We start from the raw sequence: 21,357 nt of genomic DNA, 5'->3' as shown, positions 1-21,357 counted from the left end.
CCACCCGACCAGCGGCCGGGGTGACCTACGTCGGCCGGACCCGCAGCACCCACCGAACGTCACCGAAGTCCTGACACACGATCCGTCACCGATGTCCTGATGCTGAACTGTCACCGCTGTCCTGAGACATCACATCGCGCAGGATGTCGGTCACGCTCGCTAGAATCGAACGCAGGAGCGATTCGGTCCGGAGGTGGGCATGGGCGGGGTGCCGAGCGGCTACGCGCCGCCGGGCTGGCCGGGCGCGGTGCGTCCTCCCGGAGCGCAGGGCTGGGAGGCGACGGCGGCCGCGTTCCTGCTGGACTGCTGCCCTTCCGACTTCCGCGCGTACCCGGTGCTGCGCCGCCACCCGGTCGTGCTGGCCCGGTTCGCCGCGGAGTTCGTCGCGGCGCAGGTGAGCGCGGCGTCCGACGGCTTGGGCCGGCTACGGCTCGACCTGTCCGACCAGGTCGACCCCGAGGTCGTGCAGGCGGCCGTGGAGGCCTGGGAGGAGCAGTCCGCGCACCTGCTGCGGCTGAAGCGCGAGGTGAGCCTGGTCGAGGAGGCGCTGCGCGGCCGGGTCTTCGTCCGGAGGCTCACGTAGACTCGGGCGGTGCCCTTGCTCGACGCCATCAACGCCCCCGGCGACCTCAGGGAGCTGACCCCCGCGCAGCTGCGGCAGCTCGCCGACGAGATCCGTGCGTTCCTGGTCAGCACCGTCAGCCGGACCGGTGGCCACCTGGGGCCGAACCTCGGCGTCGTGGAGCTGACGATCGCGCTGCACCGGGTGTTCGACTCCCCTCGCGACGCGATCGTGTTCGACACCGGGCACCAGAGCTACGTCCACAAGATCCTCACCGGACGCCGCGGCCAGTTCCGCTCGCTGCGGCAGCCCGGCGGGCTCTCGGGCTACCCGAGCAGGGCGGAGTCGCCGCACGACTGGGTGGAGAACTCGCACGCGTCCACCGCACTGTCGTGGGCGGACGGCCTGGCGAAGGCCTTCCGGCTGCGTGGCGAGGACCGGCACGTCGTCGCGGTGGTCGGCGACGGGTCGCTGACCGGCGGGATGGCCTGGGAGGCGCTGAACAACATCGCTGTCGCCTCCGACGAGAAGCTGGTCATCGTCGTGAACGACAACGGACGCTCCTACACCCCGACGGTCGGCGGTATCGCCACGCAGCTGTCGGCGCTCGGGACGCAGTTGTCCGCGATCCGCACCGATCGTCGCTACGAGCGGCTGCTGCGACGGTTCAAGGAGGCCCGGCGACTGCCGGTGCTCGGCCAGGCGGTCTACGGGCTCCTGCACGGCCTCAAGACCGGCGTGAAGGACGTCCTCGCGCCCCAGGGCATGTTCGCCGACCTCGGCCTGAAGTACGTCGGCCCGATCGACGGCCACGACGAGGAGGCCGTCGAGGTCGCGCTGCGACAGGCGAAGGGGTACGGCGGCCCCGTGATCGTGCACTGCATCACCAGGAAGGGCCGGGGCTTCCGGGCCGCGGAGGAGAACGAGCAGGACCGGTTCCACGCGGTCGGGCCGATCGACGAGGTCACCGGCGTGCCGCTGGCCACGGTCGGCGTCCGCACGTGGACCGATGCGTTCGCCGAGGAGCTCGCCCGGATCGGCGTCACCGACGACCGGGTGGTCGCGATCACCGCGGCGATGCTGCACCCTACCGGGCTGGACCGGTTCGCGCGGCTGTTCCCCGAGCGCACCTTCGACGTCGGCATCGCGGAGCAACACGCCGTGACGTCCGCCGCCGGACTCGCGGCCGGTGGTCTCCACCCGGTCTTCGCCGTGTACGCGACGTTCCTGAACCGGGCCTTCGACCAGGTGCTGATGGACGTGGCGCTGCACCGCCTCGGGGTGACGTTCGTCCTCGACAGGGCCGGGGTGACCGGGCCGGACGGGCCGAGCCACAACGGGATGTGGGACGCCTCGATCCTCGGGGTGGTGCCCGGCCTGCGGCTGGCCGCCCCGCGCGACGAGCAGCGGCTGGTGGAGGCGCTGCGGCTGGCCGTCGCGGTCGACGACGCGCCGACGGTGCTGCGGTACTCCAAGGACCCGTTGCCGGCGACGATCCCCACCGTCGGGCGTCGAGGTGCCGTGGACGTCCTCGCTGCCGGCGACAACCCCGAGGTGCTGGTCGTGGGCTACGGCGCGCTGTGCGGGACGGCGGTGGAGGTGGGGGAGCGGCTCGCCGCGCAGGGTATCGGCGCCACGGTGGTCGACCCGGTCTGGGCGCTGCCGGTCTCGGCGGACCTGCTCGGCCTCGTTGCCACGCACGACCTGGTGGTCACGATCGAGGACAACAGTGTCACCGGCGGCCTCGGCTCCCAGCTCTCGCAGGCGTCGCGGGCGGCCGGGATCGACACCCGGGTTCGCGAGTTCGGCATCCCGAAGGCCTTCCTCCCGCAGGACTCCCGGCGCAGCCTGCTGGACGCGTCCGGCCTCGACGCCGCGCATATCGCCCGCACCATCGTGGAACTGGTCTCCGCCACGCAATCGGCGTCCCACTGACGCCGCGCGTCGCGACCGTGTCCACCGTGAAGTGGACGCCGGTGTGGTGAGTTCGCCTCCTTCTGTCCACCTTGTCGTGGACGGAACTGCGGCGAGTTCACGCCTTTCCGTCCACTGTGTGGTGGATGGCAGTGCGGTCCACGTTGTGGTGGGCGGTTGTGTGGCGTAGTCGCGACTTTCGGTCCACTTTGTGGTGGGTGGCAGTGCGGTCCACGTTGTGGTGGACGGATGTGAGGCGTAGTCGCGGCTTTCCGTCCACGTTGTGGTGGACGGTGACTCGGCGGCTCGGCGGAGGCCGAGGTCTCAGATGCGGTGCGGTCGGTCGGACGTGGAGATCCCGGGTCAAGCCCGGGATGACAGGACGCACGAACGGGATCCCCCCGTCCACCTCGTAGTGGACGTCTCTGCCGTGTAGTCGCGACTTTCGGTCCACTTTGTGGTGGGTGGCAGTGCGGTCCACGTTGTGGTGGACGGATGTGAGGCGTAGTCGCGGCTTTCCGTCCACGTTGTGGTGGACGGTGACTCGGCGGCTCGGCGGAGGCCGAGGTCTCGGATGCGGTGCGGTCGGTGGGTCGTGGAGATCCCGGGTCAAGCCCGGGATGACAGGAGGCGCGGCCGGCGTCCCCGTCCACCTTCTCGTGGACGCCTCTGCGGCGTAGTCGCGAGTTTCCGTCCACTTTTTGGTGGACGGTGAGCCCGGGATGACCGGGGCGACCTTGTCATCCCGGGCTTGACCCGGGATCTCGGGTACGGCGCTGTCGGCACCGACGGTTCGGGTCAGTCGGTCCAGTGCGCGACGATGACGGGGACGGCCAGTTCGCGCTGCCAGGCGCGGGCGCCGAAGGACGCGAGGCGGGCGTCGGCCTCGGCGGCGTCCATGGTGGCGGGGGAGTCCCACAGGAGACGACGGAGGTGGTCGGGAGCCAGCAGGTTCTCCACCGGCAGCTCCAGCTCCTCCGCACGCTCGACCAGCGCGGGGCGGACGCGGTTGAACCGCGCGAACGACTCCGGCCAGCGGCGCTCCCACGAACGCGGCAGCGGCGGGCCGTCCGGGGCGACGTTCCGGGGTGGCAGCTCCGCCCTGCCGAGGGACGCGGCGTGGTCGAGCGCATCCAGCCAGCGGCCCTCGTAGCGGGCGGCGACCCGGTTCGAGAACCCGCGGACGGAGCGCAGGTCGGCCCGGTTCAGCCTGGTCTTGTGCTGGGTCTCCAGGCGTCCGGCGAGTTCGGCGATCGACCGGTCGGCGACGACGCGCCCCGGCGCCCGGTCCTCCGCCGCGGCCAACTCCTCACGCACCTGCCACAGCTCCCTGACCACGGCCAGCGCCGCCGGGGTGTGCAGCGCGTGCAGCCCCGACGTGCGACGCCAGGGGTCCTTGCGGGGATGCGGTCCGTCCGCCGCGTGCTCGGCGAGGTGGGCGAACTCCTGGTGCGCCCACTCGAGCTTGCCCGCGGCGGTGAGCCGCTCGATCATCCACTCGCGCAGCTCGGTGAGCCGCTCCACGTCGAGGGCGGCGTACGCCAGCCAGTCCTCGGGGATCGGCCGCCGCGACCAGTCAGCCGCCGAGTGCTCCTTCAGCAGCGTGATCCCGATCGCCTGCTCCATCAGCGCGCCGAGGCTCACCTTGGGCAGCCCGAGCAGCCGCGCGCCCAGCTCGGTGTCGAACAGGTGGGTGGGCAGGAAGTGCACCTCGGCCAGGCACGGCAGGTCCTGGCTGGCCGCGTGCAGGATCCACTCGGCGTCCGACACCTCCTCCGCGAACTCGTGGAAGTCGGCGCGCGGCCGGCCCTCCTCGAAGGCCGTCGGGTCGATCAGGTGCGTGCCCGAGCCCTCCCGCCGCACCTGGATCAGGTAGGCCTTCGCCGAGTACCGGTAGCCCTGGGCGCGTTCGGTGTCGATCGCCAGCGGGCCGGTTCCGGCACGCAGCGCCGCACGTGTCTCGGCGAGTGCCTCGGGGCTGTCGACGACGTCGGGGATCCCGTCCGCGGGCAGCGTGAGGATCGGGTAGCCCTCCTCAGGGGTGGTCACCTCAGCCATGAGCCCGAGCGGCGAGGTGCGATCGGCACGACGCCGTCGGGCAGCGGCGGCAACCCGGCGGTGAGGCACAGCAGTTCCGACCACGCGCGCAGGTGGCGCACCACGTCGTCGGAGGAGGAGATGGACGGTGTCCAGGACGCCCGCAGCTCGATCTCCGCCCGGGGCGGATCGGTGGCGATGCCGCCGAACGATCGGCTCGACACCGCGGTGACCGTGCCGCTGGGCGAGGTGTAGGTGGCCTGGTTGCGCTCCAGCGCGTCCAGCAGCCACGACCAGCCCACCTCGGTGAGCAGCGGATCGGCCACCATCTCCGGGTCCACGTCCGCCCTGGCATAGGTCACGCAACGGAAGTCACCGTCCCAGGACGCGCTGCCCGCGGGATCGTGCAGCAGGACGAGGCGTCCGCTGCCGAGTTCCTCGTCGTTGAGGTCGACATCCGCGCTGATCGCGACCGCGTGCGGGGCGATCTTCTGTGGCGCGGGGATCTCCTCGACCGTCAGCTCGGACCTCCAGGACATGCCGAGGATCGCCTGCACCGCTGTCTCGAACAGCGGCGGCATGCTCGGTTCACGGCGGGCGGCCACGTCCGAGAGACTACTCATCCACCGTGGTCAACGCGGGCTTGGCACGCCGTCAGGCGGGCTCGAAATCGAGGCTCACCGAGTTGATGCACCAGCGCTCGTCCGTCGGCGTGTCGTAGCCCTCGCCGGTGAACACGTGGCCCAGGTGGGAGTCGCAGGACGCGCAGCGCACCTCCGTGCGGGGGTGCATCGGCAGGCTCCGGTCCTCCAGCAGCCGGACGCGGTCCGCCGCGGCCGCGGTGTAGAAGGACGGCCACCCGCAGTGGGAGGCGAACTTGTTCTCGCTGCGGAACAGCTCGGCACCGCAGGCCCGGCACCGGTAGATCCCGGTCGCGGTGGTGTCGGTGTATTCGCCGGTGAACGGCGCCTCCGTCCCCGACTCGCGTAGTACGCGGTACTCCAGCGGGGTCAGCTGGGCGCGCCACTCCTCGGGTGTCTTGATGACCTTCAGCTCCATGGGTCCTCCTCGTTCAGCAGTTCTACGCTCGGCCGGCGCCCCGCGCGAACCGCGCGACGGACACTAGCCTGACGGTCATGGCGACGCAGGCGGAAGTCCTGGACATCGACGGGCGCGAGGTGCGCATCTCCAGCCCGGACAAGCCCTATTTCGCCGACCTCGGCCTCAACAAGCGCGGGGTGGTCGAGTATTTCCGCAGCGTCGGATCCGGCATCGTGGCAGCGCTCAGGGACCGTCCCACAGCGATGGAGCGGTGGCCCGGTGGCGTCCGCGACGACGTGGTGGTCGCCACGAGGGCCGACGGCAGGGGAGAGGCGTTCTACCAGAAGCGGGCGCCGGCGAACACGCCCGAGTGGGTGCAGACCGCCGAGGTCCGGTTCCCCTCGGGCCGGACCGCCGTGGAGGTCGCCCCCCACGACCTGGCCAGCGTGCTGTGGATGGTGAACCTCGGCACCGTCCGGTTCCACCCGTGGCCGGTGCGAGCGGCCGACACCGATGCCGTGGACCAGTTGCGGATCGACCTCGACCCCCAGCCCGGCGTCGACTTCGCGACCACGGTGCGCGCGGCACTGGAGTTGCGGCAGGTGCTGGCGGACGCGGGCCTGACCGGGTTCTGCAAGACCAGCGGCGGACGCGGCGTGCACGTGTTCGCCCCGATCGAGGGCTCGGACTTCATCGACGCCCGGCACGCGGCCATCGCGGTCGGACGCGAACTCGCGCGGCGGCTGCCGTCCGACGTGACCGTGAACTGGTGGAAGGAGGAGCGCGGCGAGCGCGTCTTCGTGGACTTCAACCAGATGGCTCGCGACCGCCTGATGACCTCGGCCTACTCGATCCGGCCCACCCCGCGCGGGCTGGTGTCGGCGCCGCTGGAGTGGGACGAGCTGCCGTCGGTGCAGCCGTCGGACTTCACCGTCCTGACCATGCCGGCCCGGTTCGCCGAGCGGGGCGACGTGTGGGCGGTGCTGGACGCGACCAGCCCCGGCTCGCTGGCGACGGCTCTCGCCTGGTACGAACGGGACGCGGCGGACGGGGAGGGTGAGCTGCCCTACCCGCCGGAGTACCCCAAGATGCCGGGCGAGCCGCCGCGGGTGCAGCCCAGCAAGAGGAACGCGGCGAACTGGGACTGATCAGGCCGGCTGCAGCTGCAGCGCGGAGGCCGCCACGGCCGTGACCTCGTCGAGGAACGGGTTCGCGTCCTCGCAGGACAGGGTCGTCTCGGTGAAGGTGACGATGAACGCGCGGTGGAACAGGGCTCCGACCAGCGCGTTCCCGATGCCCTCTGCCGGGGAGTCGGGCCGGACGCGGCCGAGCCGTTGCTCCTCCTTCAGGTAGCCCGCGACCGCCCGCGAGAGGAGGTCGGGCACCGGCGCGGCGTCCTTGCGTGCCGCGCGGAGCCGGGGGTTCGCCCAGAACATGATCTCCAGCGGCATCGCGGCGAGGAAGTAGCGCAGCACGTCGGCGGCCTGGCCGCGGAGGTTGCCGAGCACCGAGCCGGTCCCGGCCAGTGCCCGGATCCGGGTGGCCAGGTCCTCCTGTCGGGGGATCCGTTCGGTCGCCACCGCGATGCAGAGCGCGGCCTTGCTGCGGAAGTAGATGTAGAGGGCGGGCTCGGTGAGCCGCGCCTGCGTCGCGATGGCCTTCGTCGTGAGGCCCTTCGAGCCGTCGCGCAGGAGCACCGCGACAGCCGCGTCGAGGATGCGGTCTCGTGTGCTCTCCGCCATGGGCACCTCCGCGGTCGATGCTACCGGATACGCAGATTTGCTACCTAGCCAAGGTTAGTGTTCACTAGCAATCGACCCCAGCCGCTCGCGGAACGGATCCTCCGAGGACCCAGGGCACGATGCCCGAAAGCCCCTCGCGTCCCCCCTTGCGACGCAAGGCCGTCCACCCCTTTTTGCACCACCAACCCCCTGGGGGCTGCCCGGAATCGCCAGCCTCCGCGACCGAAGATTGGAACGTTTCGATATGAAGAGAAGTGCCCTCGACCGGCTGGTGTCCTGGATGGGCCTCGCGCTTGCAGTGGTGATGCTGCTCGCCGGTGGCCTGCTGGTCTTCGCCAGCTCGTTCATCAACGCGCAGGTGGCCGACCAGCTGTCCGCGCAGAAGATCACGATGCCCACCTCGGACTCGTACTCCTCGCTGTCGCAGGCCGACCAGGACGCGCTCGCGCCGTTCGCCGGCCAGCCGCTCACCAACGGCGCCCAGGCCAAGGCGTTCGCCGACCACTACATCCAGGCCCACATGAACGCGGCCAGCGGCGGCAAGACCTACGAAGAGGTCAGCGGCGAGTACACCCAGATGAGCAAGGACACCAGCGCCGACCAGGACGAGCTGGCCAAGCTGGGCGCCCTGCGCCAGACCCTGTTCATGGGCAACACCCTGCGCAGCATGCTGCTCACCGCCTACGCGTTCGGCACCATGGCCACCGTGGCCCTGATCGCCGCGATCGTCGCCTTCGCCGGCGCCGTGGTCCTGGGCGTGCTGGCCTTCCTCGGCCTGCGTCACGCCAAGACCGCCGAGGGCGAAGTCCTCGCCTGATCCCACCCGGCAAGAACGGCGGTGGGGACGATGTCCCCGCCGCCGTTCTGCGTCCTCAGGCGGTACCGGCCAGGACCTCGGCGAGGTCGTAGCCCACGACCTCCTCGAGCTGGGCGAACGTGCAGGACGCGGGCTCGCGGTCCGGGCGCCAGCGCCGGAACTGGGCGGTGTGGCGGAACCGGGTGCCCTCCATGTGTTCGTAGCCGACCTCGGCGACCAGCATCGGCCAGATCAGGTTGGTCTGCCTGATCTCCGCACTCCACCGGCTGACCGCGCCGGGCCGACGTCCCTCGACCTCGAAGGAGCTCCACGGGTGGTCGGACGAGCCGGGCGGCAGCGTGACCGGGCCGAACTCGGCGGCCAGTTCCGCGCGCCGGGCCTCGGGGAAGGCCGCAGCCACGCCGACGAAGTGCAGCGCGCCCGCCTCGTCGTAGAGGCCCAGCTGGAGCGAGCCGAGCAGCGGCCGCTCGGGCGTGGAGTTCTTGTGCTCGCGCCAGCCCGCGACCACGACGTCGGCCTCCCTGGCGTGCTTGATCTTGACCATCGTGCGCTTGCCCGGCTCGTAGCGTCCGTCGAGCGGCTTGGCGACGACCCCGTCGAGCCCGGCGCCCTCGAACCGCGTGAACCACACCTTGGCGACCTCGACGTCCGTCGTGATCGGGGTGAGGTGGATGGGCGGCTCGCTGTGGGCGAGCGCGCGCTCCAGGAGCGTGCGCCGCTCGGTGAACGGAAGCGCGGTCAGGTCGGTGTCGTCGAGGGCGAGCAGGTCCCAGAAGACGAGGGACGCGGGCGTCGTGGCCGAGAGCAGGTCGATCCGCTTCTGCGCGGGGTGGATCCGCTCGGTGAGCCGGACGAAGTCGAGCCGGTCCCCGTTCACCACGACCAGCTCACCGTCGAGGACGCAGCGGGGCGGGGTGGATTCCTGGACGGCCTGCACGACCTCGGGGAAGTAGATCGACAGGTCCCTGCCGTTGCGGCTGATCAGCGCGACGTCGTCGTTCTCGCGGAAGACGAGGCAGCGGAACCCGTCCCACTTCGGCTCGTAGGCCATGCCCGGCGGGATGGTCGCCTGCGAGCGGGCCAGCATCGGCTCCAGCGGCGGGCGTAGCGGGAGAGACATTCGCTCATCTTGGCACCATTTCGGGCGGACCCGGTCCAGACTGTGGCCATGAGTTCGAAGAAGAGCACGGCCTCGGCGCCGCTGTCCGAACACCTGCGGCTGCCCCTCGGGCCGGTCGACATGGCCGACCTCGACCCGTCCGCGACCCCCGGCTACCCCGGCAAGGGCAAGGCGGACGCGCCCGAGCGCATCGCCGCGCTGGCCCCCCAGCTCTCCGACCTGCAGGAGATGCTGTTCGCCGCCGGTCGCAGCGTCCCGGAGACGGCGCCGCGGGTGCTGGTGGTGCTCCAGGGCATGGACACCTCGGGCAAGGGCGGAGTCATCCGGCACGCGATCGGCCTGGTCGACCCGCAGGGTGTCGACCTCACCTCGTTCAAGGCGCCCAGCGCCGAGGAGCGCAAGCACCACTACCTGTGGCGGATCCGGAACGCCCTGCCGGGCGCGGGCAAGATCGGCATCTTCGACCGCTCCCATTACGAGGACGTGCTGGTCGTGCGGGTGGACAGCCTCGTGCCGGAGGACGTGTGGAGCAAGCGTTACGACGAGATCAACGAGTTCGAGGCCGAACTCGTCGCCGGGGGCACCCGGCTGGTCAAGTGCATGCTGAACGTGTCGTTCGAGGAGCAGAAGGCCCGCCTCACGGAACGCCTCGCGAACCCGAGCAAGTACTGGAAGTACAACCCCGGCGACGTGGACGCACGCAAGAAGTGGCCCGCCTACATGGAGGCGTACGCGGCGGCGCTGGAGAAGTGCAACACCGAGGCGGCGCCGTGGTACGTGATCCCCGCCGACCGGAAGTGGTACCGGAACTGGGCGGTGGCCGAACTCCTGCGGGAGACGCTGGCAGGCATGGGTCTGGCCTGGCCACCCGCCGAGTTCGACGTCGCCACTGAGCAGAAGCGCCTCGCCGAGGCCTGAGCCCCGGAGGATGGGCCGGGCGTCTGAGGGGCAAGGAACGAACCGGTCTCAGGAACGGCCGCGCTGACCCGCAGGGTCTGAACAGCGATCGCCCTCGTCCCGAAGTCCGGGACGAGGGCGATCGACGCTGTGGGTCAGGCGCTGACGACGCTCAGGTGACGGGCGGGCGAGTCGAGCTCCTCCTGGCCGAAGTCGAGGAGGTCCATGGCGGCGAAGGCGTAGCGGGCCAGCACGAGGTCGAGGACCTCGCGGCAGGCGCCGATGGGATCGCTCACCGAGACCGCGCCGTACCGGTAGGCGAGATCGGACTGGGCGTGGTAGGCCTCGTCGGCGCTGAGGAAGAACGAGCCGACCGCGATGTGGCGGCGTCCCTGCGCGCGCAGGCCCATGATCGCCTGGGCGACCGAGGGGCCGGAGTCGTCGGCGACCGCGGTGAGGCAGGGGAGCCGGTGGTGCGTCGACCACTGCCGCGCGCGACGGGCGAGGAGCGCGCTGCCGCGGACGTCGCCGGTGCAGGAGGCGGAGAGGACCAGGCCGTCCAGCTCGAGGCAGCGGGCCTGGCTGAGCGAGGTGCGCAGTCGCTGGTCGAGGATCGTCAGCAGGCTGATCTCGGGGCCGACCGGACGGGAGAGGGTGAAGCGCAGGTCCGGGTAGTTGGTGCGGGCCTTGTGCAGGAGTTCTGCCATGGCGGGGTCGCACTCGACGGCGTGGCTGAGTTCGAGCGGCACGAGCACAACCTCGTTGACGTTCGCGGCGGCGAGTTGGTCGATCACCTGGCCGGCGCTCGGTGGGCTCGACTGGAGGAAGGCGCCGTGTACGGCCATCTCGGGGCGCATCTTGGCCAGGCCGCTGACGAGCTGGTGCGTGACCTGCGCAACCATCGGGTCGGAGCTTCCGCGAGCCACCATCACGAGGGCGGGGGCGGTCATTGGCGTGCCTTCCTGTCGAAGGAGCCGGCTCCGTTGCCGATGTTTTCTGAGAGAACTCTTGCCGTTACCAACTCGTGATGCAATTTCTTCCGCCGAATGGCGAGACGCGTGCCCGCATACTGAGATTTCACGTTACTGAGACGTTACAGACCGAGTTCGGTCACGCGAACGGGTGACCCATCGTCCCGAGGAATGAGATTTCAGTGTTCGTATCGCGATACGCGAGTCGCGGGTGGGTGGGCGATACTGGGTTCGAACCAGTGACCTCTTCGGTGTGAACGAAGCGCGCTACCACTGCGCCAATCGCCCGCGAGGACCAACCATAGCCGAGAGGTGCCGAAGCCGTCACATCGGCCGGGATACGCTCGAACCCGAACGAGGAGGTCGGGTGGGCACGGCACGCGGGAACCCTGCGGACGGATCGGCGGGGCGGAATGCGGAGCTGCCCGTAGCGCTGGGAATGGCGAACGTCGGCTTCTACTCCGCGAGCATCGGGGTGGTGCTGGTCGTCCTGGCCGAGGACCTCGGCGTCCCTGCGGAGCACCTGTCCTGGTTGGGGTCCTCCTTCGGCTACGGGCTGCTCGTGATGGCGCTGGTGGGGCCGGCGCTGTTGCGGCTGGGCCAGCGCCAGGTCCTGACCAGTGCCGCGGTGGTGCTCGGCGTCGGGAGCGTGCTGCTCGCCGTCGTACCCGGCGAGGCGGCCGCGTACGCAGGGGCGTTGCTGCAGGGCCTCGGCGCCGCGGGGATCGTGCTCGTGGCGCCGCGCCTGCTGCACGGCCCGGATGCGGCGATCGCGCTGACCAGGGCGAACTCGGTGGCGAGCGTGGTGGCGGTCGCCGCACCGCTGGTGCTCGGCCTGGCAGCAGCCACGGCGGTGGGGGCGCGTCCCGCGCTGCTGCTGATCGTCGGGGCGGTGGTGGCGCTGGTGGTGTCCGCGCGCCGGATCGAGTCGGCGCCCGTCACCGGAGCGGTCGCGGAGCGGTCGACCGCGGCCTGGCGCACGGTGCTGCGCCGGTGGCTGGCCGTGGTGTGTGCGGTGTCGGTCGAGTTCGCGTTCGTGGTGTGGGGCATCGCCCGGCTGACGGCGACGGGGCTGGACGCGAGCCTGTCCGCAGTGGTCGGCGCATCGTTCCAGGTCGGCATGGCTCTGGGACGCCTGGTCGGTCCGCGCCTGATCGCGCGGCTCCCGATGGTGGCGGTGGGCTCGGCGCTCGCGGCGACGGGGGTGATCGTCGTCGTGGTGTCGACGACGTGGCCGCTGGTGGGGCTGGGCCAGCTCATCGCGGGCCTGGGCATCGCGACGCTGTACCCGATCACGCTGGCGCGCCTGATGGCGACGCCGGGACTGCGTCCCGAACTGGGCACGTCGCTGGGCGCGCTCGCGTCCGGGACGGCGATCACGGTGGCGCCGACGGCGCTGGCAGGACTGGCGCTGGTGGTCGACCTGCGGATGGCGTTCCTGGTCCCGTTGCCGATCCTCGGGCTGCTGCTGTGGCTGCACCGGGAGCCGCGTGCGGCCGTCCGCTGAGGCGTGCCGGGCGTCGTCCGGCCTCGTTTTGCGGGGTGGTCGACGGCTGGGTTATGGTTGCTCTCGCACTCGCGCCGGAGACGGAGTGAGAGGCACTGCGGACGTGGCTCAGTTGGTAGAGCATCACCTTGCCAAGGTGAGGGTCGCGGGTTCGAATCCCGTCGTCCGCTCGGAGAAGGTCTCAACGATCGACTTGCGAGACCGGCTCTTGCCGGTGGAGTGGCCGAGAGGCGAGGCAACGGACTGCAAATCCGTGTACACGGGTTCAAATCCCGTCTCCACCTCGGGCGGCTGGCGCAGCGGTAGCGCGCTTCCCTGACACGGAAGAGGTCACTGGTTCGATCCCAGTGTCGCCCACCAGCAGGACCCCTTGTCGAGAGTGATCTCGACAAGGGGTCCTTTCGTGTTCGTGGGCAAGAGTGCCCCCGGGGGTGGGGTGGACGGCCCGGACCGCGCGGCGCAACCGTGGACCATGGACCTCACAGACTTCTACACGCTGATGTCGGTGACCTGCTTCACCCTGGTGGGGCTGTGGTGGACGGTGATCGAGCGGCACCCCGACTGGAAGACCGACCCCGGCCGCCGCAAGCTCGCCGGCGGGGTCTACCTTTCGTTCCTGCTGCCCGGGCTGATGAGCACCTTCGCGCAGGTGGACGCGGGCAACCCGCTCGTGTGGCGGAGCAGTTTCGGCGTCGCCGCAGTGGTCGGACTGCTGACCACGCTGCGGCTGGTGTCGGTCGACCGCAGCGGGGTTCGGGGGCCGTTCCGGAGGTTCCGCTGGATCGTCGCGGTGGTCTACCTGCTCATCCTGGTGCTCGCGGTGGTGCCGCCGGTCGCGGCCGTTGTCGGGGCCACCCCATTGCAGGCGGCGTCGATCGCCCTGATCCTGCTGATCGTGATGGGGCACGGGCTCACCTGGGAGTTCATGATGGAACCCGACCCGGCGTCCGCCGCGTCCGGGTCCGTGGGCCGGGGGCCCGTCACCGGAGACCCCCCGTCGACCGACGCCACGCGCGGGACTGTGCCCGGCGAGCCTGCGCGCGGCTGACCTCTCTGCTGCGGCTGTGCCGGACGAGGCTGCGTCGGGGTTGGGCGGCGCGGAACCGGTGGACGTCGCGGACGCCGTACCTGGCGGGTTCGACCAGCGCATGGTGGTGGTGGCAGAGCAGGACGAGGTTCGACAGCGCCGTCCCCCCGCCCGCCCACCACGGCACGATGTGGTGCGCCTCGCAGGCCGCGGGGCGGGTGTGGCAGGTCGGGAACGCGCAGCCACCGTCCCGGAGGACCAGCGCGGCCCTTATCGGTGCCGGCACGGTGCGCGTCTCCCGGCCGATGTCGAGGACCTGACTGGGACCTCCCAGGACGGCGGGCAACAGGCCCGCGTCGCAGCACAGGCGGCGCAACTCACCGGCCGAGATCTGCTCACCGTCGCCGATCAGACCGGCCCCGGCCGCCTGGTCGTGGAGCGCTCCGTAGTCGAGCGTGACCATGATCCGCGGCCGGTCGCCGCCCGAGCGGGGCGCCTGCCCGCCGACCTGGTGCGCCTGGATCATCCCGATCAGCGCATCCGCCCGCCGTTGTTCGGCCGTCAGCGGTTCGGCGAGCGGATCCCGTTCCTCCAGCGCGCAGCGCCGCTGCGACTCGGTGTGTGCGTCCAGCAGGGCCATCCAGGCCTCGCCCTCGCAACGGGGGAGAGAGCCGTCGAACCGCACCGAACCGCCCTCTCGCCACATTCGCAGCGATCGCTGGCGCTGCGCCGCCTCCGCCTGTCGTTGCAGGCGCGTCTCGTTTTGCTCGGCCGCGTCCTGTGGAGCCACTTCGGCCAGCACCCGGCCGGCGGAACAGGCCAGCTGGTCCGCGTCGAGCGTGTCGGCCAGCTGGACGAGGACGTCCGCGGCCTGCTTGCGCTGCTCCGGAGCGAGCTGGGGTGCGATCCCGGCCAGCACGCCGCCGATCGCGCGGGCCTGCCCGCCGCCGATTCGTCCGTCCGCCGCGGCCTGCGCCACCGACGGGTTCTCCGCGAGCCGGATGGCCCTGCGCAGCGCGCCGGCGGCCTCCCGCTTCGACATCCTGCCGTCGATGCCCAGCCACGAGGACAGTGGCGTTCCCGAGGCCCGCATGGACGCCTGGGCCGCGTCGGCCTCGGCCAGCACGACCCCCGCGAACGCCTCGGCGCGATCGGCCACCCTGCGGGCCAGCTTCACCAGCGACAACCGGCCGCCGGCGTCCAGCCGCGACCGGTCGGACTCGATGGCGTCGAACAGCCGCTCGACCTCGGCCAGCGCCACCGCTGCCGGGACCTTCGGACCGTCCACCATCTCCATGAACCCATTGAACAACCCGCCTCTGACACTTCTCCTCGAGCCTCCCGCGCAGGCGTTCGTCGTGGCCCGGACAAGCCGCCCAGGTGCGTCGGCCGAGCAGGGGAGTGGGGCCGCTCCCCTCAGCGCGGCCCCACTCCGGTTCCGGTTCCGCCCTGCCCCCTCCGACAGGGCGGGATCTCAGTCCGTGCTGCCGTAGACCGAGATCGAATCCACCTCGAACAGCGGGACGGTGGTGTTTCCGCCAATCTGCGTGTCGTAGGAGTACGAGCCCAGAACGGTGACCTTCGCGTTGAAGCAGTCGCCCTCGACGAGCTTCTTGAGCTTCGACTTGTCACCGGTGAGGATCGAGTTCTGCTCGTAGTCGACGAAGCCGTAGGAGATGCGCAGCTTCTTCGGGCCGGTGTCCGCACGGAAGGTGTCGGTGCCGGTCGCCGAGTCGAACTGCGTGACCTCGCCGTGGATGATGTACGTCTTGCCGATGTAGGAGTCGGGGTCCTTGGCGAGGAGCTTGAACCCGCGGCTGGACAGAATCTTGTAGCTGGTCTTGGCCGGCTCGGGCTCCTCGGTGGGGTCGTCGCTCGGCTCCTCGGTCTCCTCGGCCTCGGCCGTGGCCTCGTAGGTCGCAGTCTCGGTGGCGGTGACCGTCACGGTGGGCACGGCTTCGGCGGTGGTCGTGGCGGTCTTCCCCGAGCCTCCCGCCGCGGAGCCGAGGACGAGCCCGATCACCAGGGCGGCCACCCCGATCACCGCCTTCGACGTGAGGGCGTGAGAGCGCTTGGGGGCCGGCGGCACCGGGGCGCCCGGGTTGGGCTGGCCGTTGGGCTGGCCGGCGAACTGCGGGTCGGACGCGTACGGGGAGCCGGACGCGTACGGCGTCGGGTCGGGCGCGGCCGGCTGGTAGCCGGCGGGCGGAACGGATCCCGGCTGACCCGGGAACGGCGGCTGGGGAGTGGTCATCTGTGAACCTCCAAGGTCGTGTTGTTCGGACGTCTACCAACCTGTCGGCCGAGTCTGACAGAATCGGGTGCGGGCATTGATAATGGGAGTTATCGCACTAGTCACCCGAAAGGGGGACAGGCGTGGTGAGATGTCCCCGTGAGGAGGGTGGGCGTGGACGACCAGCTGATGACCTTGCGCGACATCGCCGGCCTGGCCCGGGTGCAGCGCCCCGTCGTCACGGTGTGGCGGAGCCGGTCCCGCGGCACGTCGCGTCCCTTCCCCGAGGTCCGCCGGCGGAGCGGTGGCCAGGACCTGTTCCTGCGCGACGACGTGGTCACATGGCTCGAGACCACCGGACGCGGCAACAACCGCGAGGCCCGCGCCGAGTCCGCCGCCCACGCGCTGCGTGAGACCGCCACCGACGCGACGGGGTGGGCGGCGTTGAGCGCGCTCCTGACGCTGCGGCACCTCACCGGCGCACCGCTCGCACCGCACTCCGTCGACGACCTGCTCGACCTCGCCGACGCCGAGGACCCCGACGACCGCTGCCTGTTCGCCGAGCTGAGGGACGCGTCCGACCTCGCCGGGCTCGCCCGCACCGTGGACGCGCTCGCCGGCGCCGGCACCAGAGACGTGGACGCCCACCGCCGGATCCTCGACGGCGGCCTGCGCACCCCGGGCAGCGCACTCGCGCTGACCGCCACGGGGCCGGGCGCCCACCAGCTCCTGGCCACCCTCCTCGGCCCCCTGCGCGCCGAACTCGGGGAGGCGACGGCGCTGATGGATCCCACCGGCTGCGCGGGCGGACTCGTCGGCGCCCTCGCCGCCGCGCTGGACGCGGACGTCCTGCTGATGGGCGGCACCAGCCCTGCCCACCGTCTCGCCCGCCGCGAGCTGCTCGTCGCCGACTGCCGCGTCCGCACGGTCGAGCGCGGGGACGGGGACTGGTCGGTGACCGGCCCCGTCCTTCACCTGGTGGTCCTGCCCGCCGCCGACGAGCCGGCGCCCCCGCCGCTCGCGCACCTCGACCTGATCGACGAGATCGCCCTGCAACTCGACGAGCGGCAGTTGGTCCTCTGCCTCGCCCCGGCGGCCACGCTCACCGACCGCCTCGCTGGGCCGGCCGCGGTGCGCAGGGACGAACTCCTGCGGTCGGGGAGCGTGCGTGCGATCGTCCGGCTGCCCGCGGGCCTGCGTCCGGCGGTGGCGCGCGAGCACCTCGCGCTGTGGCTTCTGGCCGCCCCCGAGCAGGTGCCGGCCGCGGAGCGGCGCTCGCTCGTCGCCGACCTCTCCGCCGAGGACCCCGCGGTGTTCGCCGACGGCCTTGCCGGCGACCTGCTCGCCGCCGCCCAGGGCGCCGGGGGTGCGCGGCGCCGGGCGTGGGCGCGACTGCATCCCGCCGCCACCGGGGACCTGATCTCGGCGGGCGGAAGCCTGGTGCCTCCGCGTCCGTTGCGCGCGGGGACGCCGGAGCGGTCCGGCGCGGACTGGGTGGTGGACGTGCGGGCCGCGGACGCCGCCGGCCTGCTCGCCGACTACCGGCTGGAGGTCGCCGCCGGCACCCCCGAACTCCTCACCGTCGAGCAGGCCCGCGAGCGCGGCTGGTTGCGGGTCATCCCCGGACGCCGCGTCGACCTCACCGACCTGCCGGAGGGCGGCGTCCCGGTGTGGGCCGCGGACGCCGCGTCCGCGGCCCCGGTCCTGCTCCGGACGGTGGACCGGCTGTCCCTGCAGGCCCGGACGGACGCCCACCTCACCGAGCCGGGCGACATCGTGTTCACCGCACGGCCCGTCCCGCGGGCGAGGATCGACGCCGAGGGCGGCGCGCTGGTGCTCGCCCCCGCGCGGGTGCTCCGGGTGGCCCCGGGCGCCCCCCTCGTGGCCGGGGCGCTCGCCCTCCGCGTGAACGCGCAGGACGGTTCCGACTGGCGCCGCTGGGTGCTGGCGACCGTGCCCGCGCCGGACGGGTTCGCGTCCGCACTGGCCGACCTGGCCCGGCAGCGGGCAGGGTTGCTCGCAGACCTGGCCGCGCTGGACGCCCTCACCAATGACCTGACCGCCGCTGTCGAGTCCCGGCAGCTCAGCATCACGAAGGAGAACCATGGCGCGTCCGCGCACTGAACCCGTCCCGCAGGCACCGTCCACGATGAAGGAGCTGAAGGACACGCTGTGGAAGGCCGCGGACAAGCTGCGCGGCTCGCTGGAGGCGTCCGACTACAAGGACGTGATCCTCGGCCTGGTGTTCCTGAAGTACGTGTCGGACTCGTTCGAGGAGCGCCGCGGGCAGATCCGCGCCGAACTGGAGGCGGAGGGCGGCTACACCGACGACGACATCGAGGTGTCGCTGGAGGACAGGGACGAGTTCATCGGCTCCGGCGTGTTCTGGGTGCCGGCGAACGCCCGCTGGCAGTTCCTCGCCGACCGGGCGAAGGGGACGGACACCAAGACCATCGGCGAGCTGGTCAACGACGCGATGGGCTGGCTGATGGAGGCCAATCCGGCCCTGGCCGGCACGCTGCCGCGCATCTACAACAGGGAGGCCGTCGACCAGCGCCGCTTGGGCGAACTGCTCGACCTGTTCAACTCCGCCCGCTTCACCGGGCAGGGTGCCACCAGGGCCCGCGACCTGCTCGGTGAGGTGTACGAGTACTTCCTCGGCAAGTTCGCCGCCGCCGAGGGCAAGCGGGGCGGGGAGTTCTACACCCCGCCGGGCGTGGTGCGCGTGCTGGTCGAGATGCTCGAGCCGCAGCGGGGACGCATCTACGACCCGTGCTGCGGATCGGGCGGCATGTTCGTCCAGGCCGAGAAGTTCCTCGAGGCGCACCACCGCAACCCGGCCGAGCTCAGCGTGTACGGCCAGGAGAACATGGAGCGCACCTGGCGGATGGCGAAGATGAACCTCGCCATCCACGGCCTGATCGGCAACCTCGGACCCACCTGGGGCGACACCTTCGCGCGCGACCTGCACCCCGGTCTGGAGGCCGACTACGTGCTGGCGAACCCGCCGTTCAACATCAAGGACTGGGCGCGCAATTCCGACGACACCCGCTGGCGCTACGGCGTCCCCCCGGCCGGCAACGCCAACTACGCGTGGATCCAGCACATCCTGTCCAAGCTCGCCCCGAAGGGCCAGGCCGGAGTGGTGATGGCCAACGGCTCGATGAGCACCAACAGCGGGGGAGAGGGCCAGATCCGCGCCCGGATCGTCGAGGCGGACCTGGTCAGCGCGATGGTCGCCCTGCCCACCCAGCTGTTCCGCTCCACCGGCATCCCGGTGTGCCTGTGGTTCTTCGCGAAGGACAAGCAGTGGACGACCGACCGCTCCGGCCAGGTGCTGTTCATCGACGCGAGGAACCTCGGCCACATGGTCGACCGCGCCGAACGCGCGCTCTCCGACGAGGACATCGCCCTCATCGCAGGGACGTACCGCGCCTGGCGCGAGGACGGCTACTCCGACGCCGCGGGCTTCTGCCGGTCGGCCACCCTCGCCGAGATCAAGGACGCCGAGTACGCCCTCACTCCCGGACGCTACGTCGGCACCGCCGAAGCCGAGGACGACGGCGTCGACCTCGACGAGAAGGTCACGCTCTTGAAGAGCGGGCTACTGGCCGCGCTGGACGAGTCCGCCCGGCTGGACGCCGTGGTGCGCGAGCAGTTGGGCCGACTCGCATGACTGTGAGTTCGGTTCCTCTGGCCGAACTGGTCGAGGATGGCTCGATCTCGTATGGGATCGTTCAGCCCGGCTCGGACGGCGAGCACGGCGTGCCCATCGTTAGGGTGGGGGACCTAGAGAGCGGCTCGCTGAAAGGCGCCAAGCCCCAGATGCGAGTGGACCCTGCCGTCGAGGCGAAGTTCGTTAGGACTCGCCTGAGGGGCGGCGAGGTGTTGGTGAGCCTCGTGGGCAGCGTGGGTCGCGCGGCCGTGGTGCCACCGGAACTCTCAGGCTGGAATGTCGCGCGTGCGGTTGGGGTATTGCGTCCCGCCGCGGTCGAGGCGAACTGGCTCGTGTACGCGCTCAGGTCAAGAACATGCCAGGAGCAGATCAGTGCGGTCCTGAACACGACGGTCCAAGCGACCTTGAACCTTGCGGATCTGAAGAGGTTGCTCGTTCCGATGCCCGAGCGAAAGGTGCGCGAGGCCATCGCCGAAGTCCTCGGCGCCCTCGACGACAAGATCGCCGCGAATGCAGGCCTGGTTGACGCGTGCGACAACCTTCGTCGGGCGAAGTTCGAGAGTCTGTTGAGCGGCGAGGCATTGCCGTTGTCGTCGCTGGCACGTTTCGTGAACGGCCGCGCCTACACGAAGGGCGCGTCGGGCACCGGCAGGGTGGTGATTCGCATCGCGGAACTCAACTCGGGAATCGGTGGTTCGACGGTCTACAACGACATCGATGTTCCCGAAGACAACCGGGCACGGCCCGGAGATCTTCTCTTCGCCTGGTCGGGCAGCTTGGTCGCTGCGCGGTGGTACCGACCAGAGGGAATCGTGAACCAGCACATCTTCAAGGTGATTCCCGAGCCGGGATGGCCGCTCTGGTTGGTCGCGTGTGCGCTCGACAAGAAACTCGAGGACTTCAGGGCCATCGCGGCGGACAAGGCGACGACCATGGGCCACATCCAGCGTCACCATCTCGACGAACTGGTCTCCATTCCGCCCACTAGCGAGATGGCCTCGAACGATCGCGCAATGACAGCTCTGTGGGATCGTGCGCTCGCTGCAGAGGTCGAGTCTCTCAAGCTGGCTGATCTCCGCGACACGCTGCTCCCGCACCTGATGTCGGGCCGGATCACCGTCCGTGAGGCCGAACAGCAGGTCGAGGCGGTGATCTGAATGAACTCAACGGACCTGACGGATGCCCTCACCCTCGCCCCAGGCGCGGTCGGTCGTCCAGGCGGGCACGCCGAGGCGTTGGGCGGTCGCGAGGCAGAAGCGGTCCGCCAGAGAGAGCTGGTCACCCTGTTTCCACAGAACGGCGGCCACGACCGCGTCATCCGGGATCGCAGGTTCGAGCTGGAGGTCGTAGCTCGCCATCAGGTCCGCGCTCAACACCCAGTTCCCGCCCCGCGCGAGCACCTTCTGGGCCACCTCGGCGTAGTTCACCGCCGAACACGCCGCACCCTTCTCGAGAAGGTCGTTGACGACGTCCGCACCCGGTTCGTCCTGCAGCCAGGCCAGCAGCGCCGAAGCGTCCAGCACCGCAATGATCACGGGCGAGCGGCCTCCGCTGCGGCATCGGCGGCAGCCTCGGCGTGGCGCTCCGCGATCAGCTCCTCGGACAGGCTCCGGTCGCCGATCTGTGCCCTGAGCATTGCGCGGGCCTGGTCAACGGTCATCAGCAGCAGCCCCTCGTCGGTCTCGGTGAGGATCAGCCGGGTGCCCTGCTTCCAGTTGAGATCGGAACGGACCTCGGCCGGGATGACCAGGCGACCCCGATCTCCCATCGTCAATGTGCGCGTACCACTCATGGAAACAATGTACCACACGGT

Annotated in this window: 20 protein-coding genes and 4 tRNA genes; 13 read left to right on the top strand and 11 right to left on the bottom strand. The window is 70.9% G+C overall.

Features of this window, described 5'->3' with window-relative positions:
- Nucleotides 1–199 precede the first annotated feature (199 nt).
- The gene (locus QM779_RS05215) at nt 200–583 is read left to right on the top strand and encodes a hypothetical protein (RefSeq protein ID WP_428532617.1); all 384 of its coding nucleotides are present in this window, start codon (nt 200–202) and stop codon (nt 581–583) included.
- A gap of 9 nt (nt 584–592) precedes the next feature.
- On the top strand, nt 593–2,497 hold the full coding sequence (dxs, locus tag QM779_RS05210) for a 1-deoxy-D-xylulose-5-phosphate synthase (RefSeq protein ID WP_428532614.1): 1,905 nt from the start codon (nt 593–595) through the stop codon (nt 2,495–2,497).
- Nucleotides 2,498–3,274: 777 nt separating this feature from the next.
- Here the strand turns inward: dxs and QM779_RS05205 are convergent.
- The 3 genes from QM779_RS05205 to msrB form a co-directional block, all read right to left on the bottom strand.
- Complete coding sequence (locus QM779_RS05205) at nt 3,275–4,534, bottom strand: HRDC domain-containing protein (RefSeq protein ID WP_428532611.1); 1,260 nt, start codon at nt 4,532–4,534, stop codon at nt 3,275–3,277.
- The gene (locus tag QM779_RS05200; protein ID WP_428533075.1) at nt 4,522–5,094 is read right to left on the bottom strand and encodes a DUF3000 domain-containing protein; all 573 of its coding nucleotides are present in this window, start codon (nt 5,092–5,094) and stop codon (nt 4,522–4,524) included. Before QM779_RS05200 ends, QM779_RS05205 begins: the two co-directional genes overlap by 13 nt.
- A gap of 73 nt (nt 5,095–5,167) precedes the next feature.
- Nucleotides 5,168–5,572 carry a peptide-methionine (R)-S-oxide reductase MsrB gene (msrB, locus tag QM779_RS05195; protein ID WP_415152597.1) on the bottom strand — a complete coding sequence of 135 codons (405 nt, stop codon included), beginning with the start codon at nt 5,570–5,572 and terminating at the stop codon, nt 5,168–5,170.
- 77 nt (nt 5,573–5,649) lie between these two features.
- Here msrB and QM779_RS05190 point away from each other — a divergent pair, with 77 nt between their 5' ends.
- Nucleotides 5,650–6,702: a DNA polymerase domain-containing protein gene (locus tag QM779_RS05190; RefSeq protein ID WP_428532607.1), complete on the top strand. Its 1,053-nt coding sequence runs from the start codon at nt 5,650–5,652 to the stop codon at nt 6,700–6,702.
- Here the strand turns inward: QM779_RS05190 and QM779_RS05185 are convergent, their stop codons facing one another.
- The gene (locus tag QM779_RS05185; RefSeq protein WP_428532604.1) at nt 6,703–7,296 is read right to left on the bottom strand and encodes a TetR/AcrR family transcriptional regulator; all 594 of its coding nucleotides are present in this window, start codon (nt 7,294–7,296) and stop codon (nt 6,703–6,705) included. It lies immediately after the preceding gene.
- 244 nt (nt 7,297–7,540) lie between these two features.
- On the opposite strand from QM779_RS05185, the gene QM779_RS05180 reads away from it, so the two are divergent.
- Nucleotides 7,541–8,113, top strand: coding sequence for a hypothetical protein (locus tag QM779_RS05180; RefSeq protein WP_428532601.1), 573 nt, complete (start codon nt 7,541–7,543; stop codon nt 8,111–8,113).
- A 55-nt stretch (nt 8,114–8,168) separates the two neighbouring features.
- Here the strand turns inward: QM779_RS05180 and QM779_RS05175 are convergent, their stop codons facing one another.
- Nucleotides 8,169–9,233: an ATP-dependent DNA ligase gene (locus QM779_RS05175; RefSeq protein ID WP_428532598.1), complete on the bottom strand. Its 1,065-nt coding sequence runs from the start codon at nt 9,231–9,233 to the stop codon at nt 8,169–8,171.
- Between the two features lie 48 nt (nt 9,234–9,281).
- Between QM779_RS05175 and QM779_RS05170 the strand changes: the two genes are divergently transcribed.
- Nucleotides 9,282–10,151 (top strand): polyphosphate kinase 2 family protein, encoded by an 870-nt coding sequence (locus tag QM779_RS05170; RefSeq protein ID WP_428532595.1) that lies wholly within the window; start codon nt 9,282–9,284, stop codon nt 10,149–10,151.
- A 134-nt stretch (nt 10,152–10,285) separates the two neighbouring features.
- Here the strand turns inward: QM779_RS05170 and QM779_RS05165 are convergent, their stop codons facing one another.
- On the bottom strand, nt 10,286–11,080 hold the full coding sequence (locus QM779_RS05165) for a sirohydrochlorin chelatase (RefSeq protein ID WP_428532592.1): 795 nt from the start codon (nt 11,078–11,080) through the stop codon (nt 10,286–10,288).
- 237 nt (nt 11,081–11,317) lie between these two features.
- Nucleotides 11,318–11,389: transfer RNA gene (locus tag QM779_RS05160), tRNA-Val, on the bottom strand.
- Nucleotides 11,390–11,468: 79 nt separating this feature from the next.
- On the opposite strand from QM779_RS05160, the gene QM779_RS05155 reads away from it, so the two are divergent.
- The 5 genes from QM779_RS05155 to QM779_RS05135 all read left to right on the top strand — a co-directional run bounded on the left by QM779_RS05155 (nt 11,469) and on the right by QM779_RS05135 (nt 13,656).
- Nucleotides 11,469–12,608: an MFS transporter gene (locus tag QM779_RS05155; protein WP_428532589.1), complete on the top strand. Its 1,140-nt coding sequence runs from the start codon at nt 11,469–11,471 to the stop codon at nt 12,606–12,608.
- Nucleotides 12,609–12,705: 97 nt separating this feature from the next.
- Nucleotides 12,706–12,778: transfer RNA gene (locus QM779_RS05150), tRNA-Gly, on the top strand.
- A gap of 43 nt (nt 12,779–12,821) precedes the next feature.
- Nucleotides 12,822–12,892: transfer RNA gene (locus QM779_RS05145), tRNA-Cys, on the top strand.
- A 1-nt stretch (nt 12,893) separates the two neighbouring features.
- Nucleotides 12,894–12,968, top strand: a tRNA-Val gene (locus QM779_RS05140).
- A gap of 112 nt (nt 12,969–13,080) precedes the next feature.
- Nucleotides 13,081–13,656, top strand: coding sequence for a hypothetical protein (locus tag QM779_RS05135; protein WP_428532586.1), 576 nt, complete (start codon nt 13,081–13,083; stop codon nt 13,654–13,656).
- On the opposite strand, the gene QM779_RS05130 is transcribed toward QM779_RS05135, so the two are convergent.
- Nucleotides 13,589–14,932: a DUF222 domain-containing protein gene (locus QM779_RS05130; protein WP_428532583.1), complete on the bottom strand. Its 1,344-nt coding sequence runs from the start codon at nt 14,930–14,932 to the stop codon at nt 13,589–13,591. The genes QM779_RS05135 and QM779_RS05130 overlap by 68 nt on opposite strands.
- A gap of 177 nt (nt 14,933–15,109) precedes the next feature.
- The gene (locus QM779_RS05125) at nt 15,110–15,889 is read right to left on the bottom strand and encodes a hypothetical protein (RefSeq protein WP_428532580.1); all 780 of its coding nucleotides are present in this window, start codon (nt 15,887–15,889) and stop codon (nt 15,110–15,112) included.
- A 153-nt stretch (nt 15,890–16,042) separates the two neighbouring features.
- On the opposite strand from QM779_RS05125, the gene QM779_RS05120 reads away from it, so the two are divergent.
- Genes QM779_RS05120 through QM779_RS05110 form a run of 3 tightly spaced genes read left to right on the top strand, consistent with a single transcriptional unit; the run spans nt 16,043 to nt 20,701 of the window.
- Nucleotides 16,043–17,992 carry a hypothetical protein gene (locus QM779_RS05120; RefSeq protein ID WP_428532577.1) on the top strand — a complete coding sequence of 650 codons (1,950 nt, stop codon included), beginning with the start codon at nt 16,043–16,045 and terminating at the stop codon, nt 17,990–17,992.
- Nucleotides 17,973–19,544 (top strand): type I restriction-modification system subunit M, encoded by a 1,572-nt coding sequence (locus tag QM779_RS05115; RefSeq protein ID WP_428532574.1) that lies wholly within the window; start codon nt 17,973–17,975, stop codon nt 19,542–19,544. Before QM779_RS05120 ends, QM779_RS05115 begins: the two co-directional genes overlap by 20 nt.
- Nucleotides 19,541–20,701 (top strand): restriction endonuclease subunit S, encoded by a 1,161-nt coding sequence (locus QM779_RS05110; RefSeq protein ID WP_428532571.1) that lies wholly within the window; start codon nt 19,541–19,543, stop codon nt 20,699–20,701. Before QM779_RS05115 ends, QM779_RS05110 begins: the two co-directional genes overlap by 4 nt.
- Nucleotides 20,702–20,707: 6 nt before the next feature.
- Here QM779_RS05110 and QM779_RS05105 read toward each other — a convergent pair whose 3' ends face one another.
- Together QM779_RS05105 and QM779_RS05100 are read right to left on the bottom strand one after the other, a co-directional pair.
- Nucleotides 20,708–21,079, bottom strand: a complete 372-nt coding sequence (locus QM779_RS05105; RefSeq protein ID WP_428532568.1) for a type II toxin-antitoxin system VapC family toxin — start codon at nt 21,077–21,079, stop codon at nt 20,708–20,710.
- Nucleotides 21,076–21,336 (bottom strand): AbrB/MazE/SpoVT family DNA-binding domain-containing protein, encoded by a 261-nt coding sequence (locus QM779_RS05100; protein ID WP_428532565.1) that lies wholly within the window; start codon nt 21,334–21,336, stop codon nt 21,076–21,078. The genes QM779_RS05105 and QM779_RS05100 overlap by 4 nt, the downstream gene beginning before the upstream one ends.
- Between the last annotated feature and the right edge of the window lie 21 nt (nt 21,337–21,357).

The organism is Propionicimonas sp. (assembly GCF_049840635.1).
Lineage (GTDB): Bacteria > Actinomycetota > Actinomycetes > Propionibacteriales > Propionibacteriaceae > Propionicimonas.
The sequence above is the reverse complement of the archived record's forward strand: the minus strand, read 5'-3'. Positions and strand labels throughout refer to the sequence as shown.

Excerpts from the sequence above, each read along its gene's own strand:
- QM779_RS05215 (WP_428532617.1), top strand. The coding sequence starts at position 200 with ATGGGCGGGGTGCCGAGCGGCTACGCGCCGCCGGGCTGGCCGGGCGCG.
- QM779_RS05205 (WP_428532611.1), bottom strand. The coding sequence starts at position 4,534 with ATGGCTGAGGTGACCACCCCTGAGGAGGGCTACCCGATCCTCACGCTG.
- QM779_RS05200 (WP_428533075.1), bottom strand. The coding sequence starts at position 5,094 with ATGCCGCCGCTGTTCGAGACAGCGGTGCAGGCGATCCTCGGCATGTCC.
- msrB (WP_415152597.1), bottom strand. The coding sequence starts at position 5,572 with ATGGAGCTGAAGGTCATCAAGACACCCGAGGAGTGGCGCGCCCAGCTG.
- QM779_RS05190 (WP_428532607.1), top strand. The coding sequence starts at position 5,650 with ATGGCGACGCAGGCGGAAGTCCTGGACATCGACGGGCGCGAGGTGCGC.
- QM779_RS05185 (WP_428532604.1), bottom strand. The coding sequence starts at position 7,296 with ATGGCGGAGAGCACACGAGACCGCATCCTCGACGCGGCTGTCGCGGTG.
- QM779_RS05180 (WP_428532601.1), top strand. The coding sequence starts at position 7,541 with ATGAAGAGAAGTGCCCTCGACCGGCTGGTGTCCTGGATGGGCCTCGCG.
- QM779_RS05175 (WP_428532598.1), bottom strand. The coding sequence starts at position 9,233 with ATGTCTCTCCCGCTACGCCCGCCGCTGGAGCCGATGCTGGCCCGCTCG.
- QM779_RS05170 (WP_428532595.1), top strand. The coding sequence starts at position 9,282 with ATGAGTTCGAAGAAGAGCACGGCCTCGGCGCCGCTGTCCGAACACCTG.
- QM779_RS05165 (WP_428532592.1), bottom strand. The coding sequence starts at position 11,080 with ATGACCGCCCCCGCCCTCGTGATGGTGGCTCGCGGAAGCTCCGACCCG.
- QM779_RS05135 (WP_428532586.1), top strand. The coding sequence starts at position 13,081 with ATGGACCTCACAGACTTCTACACGCTGATGTCGGTGACCTGCTTCACC.
- QM779_RS05130 (WP_428532583.1), bottom strand. The coding sequence starts at position 14,932 with ATGGAGATGGTGGACGGTCCGAAGGTCCCGGCAGCGGTGGCGCTGGCC.
- QM779_RS05125 (WP_428532580.1), bottom strand. The coding sequence starts at position 15,889 with ATGACCACTCCCCAGCCGCCGTTCCCGGGTCAGCCGGGATCCGTTCCG.
- QM779_RS05115 (WP_428532574.1), top strand. The coding sequence starts at position 17,973 with ATGGCGCGTCCGCGCACTGAACCCGTCCCGCAGGCACCGTCCACGATG.
- QM779_RS05110 (WP_428532571.1), top strand. The coding sequence starts at position 19,541 with ATGACTGTGAGTTCGGTTCCTCTGGCCGAACTGGTCGAGGATGGCTCG.
- QM779_RS05100 (WP_428532565.1), bottom strand. The coding sequence starts at position 21,336 with ATGAGTGGTACGCGCACATTGACGATGGGAGATCGGGGTCGCCTGGTC.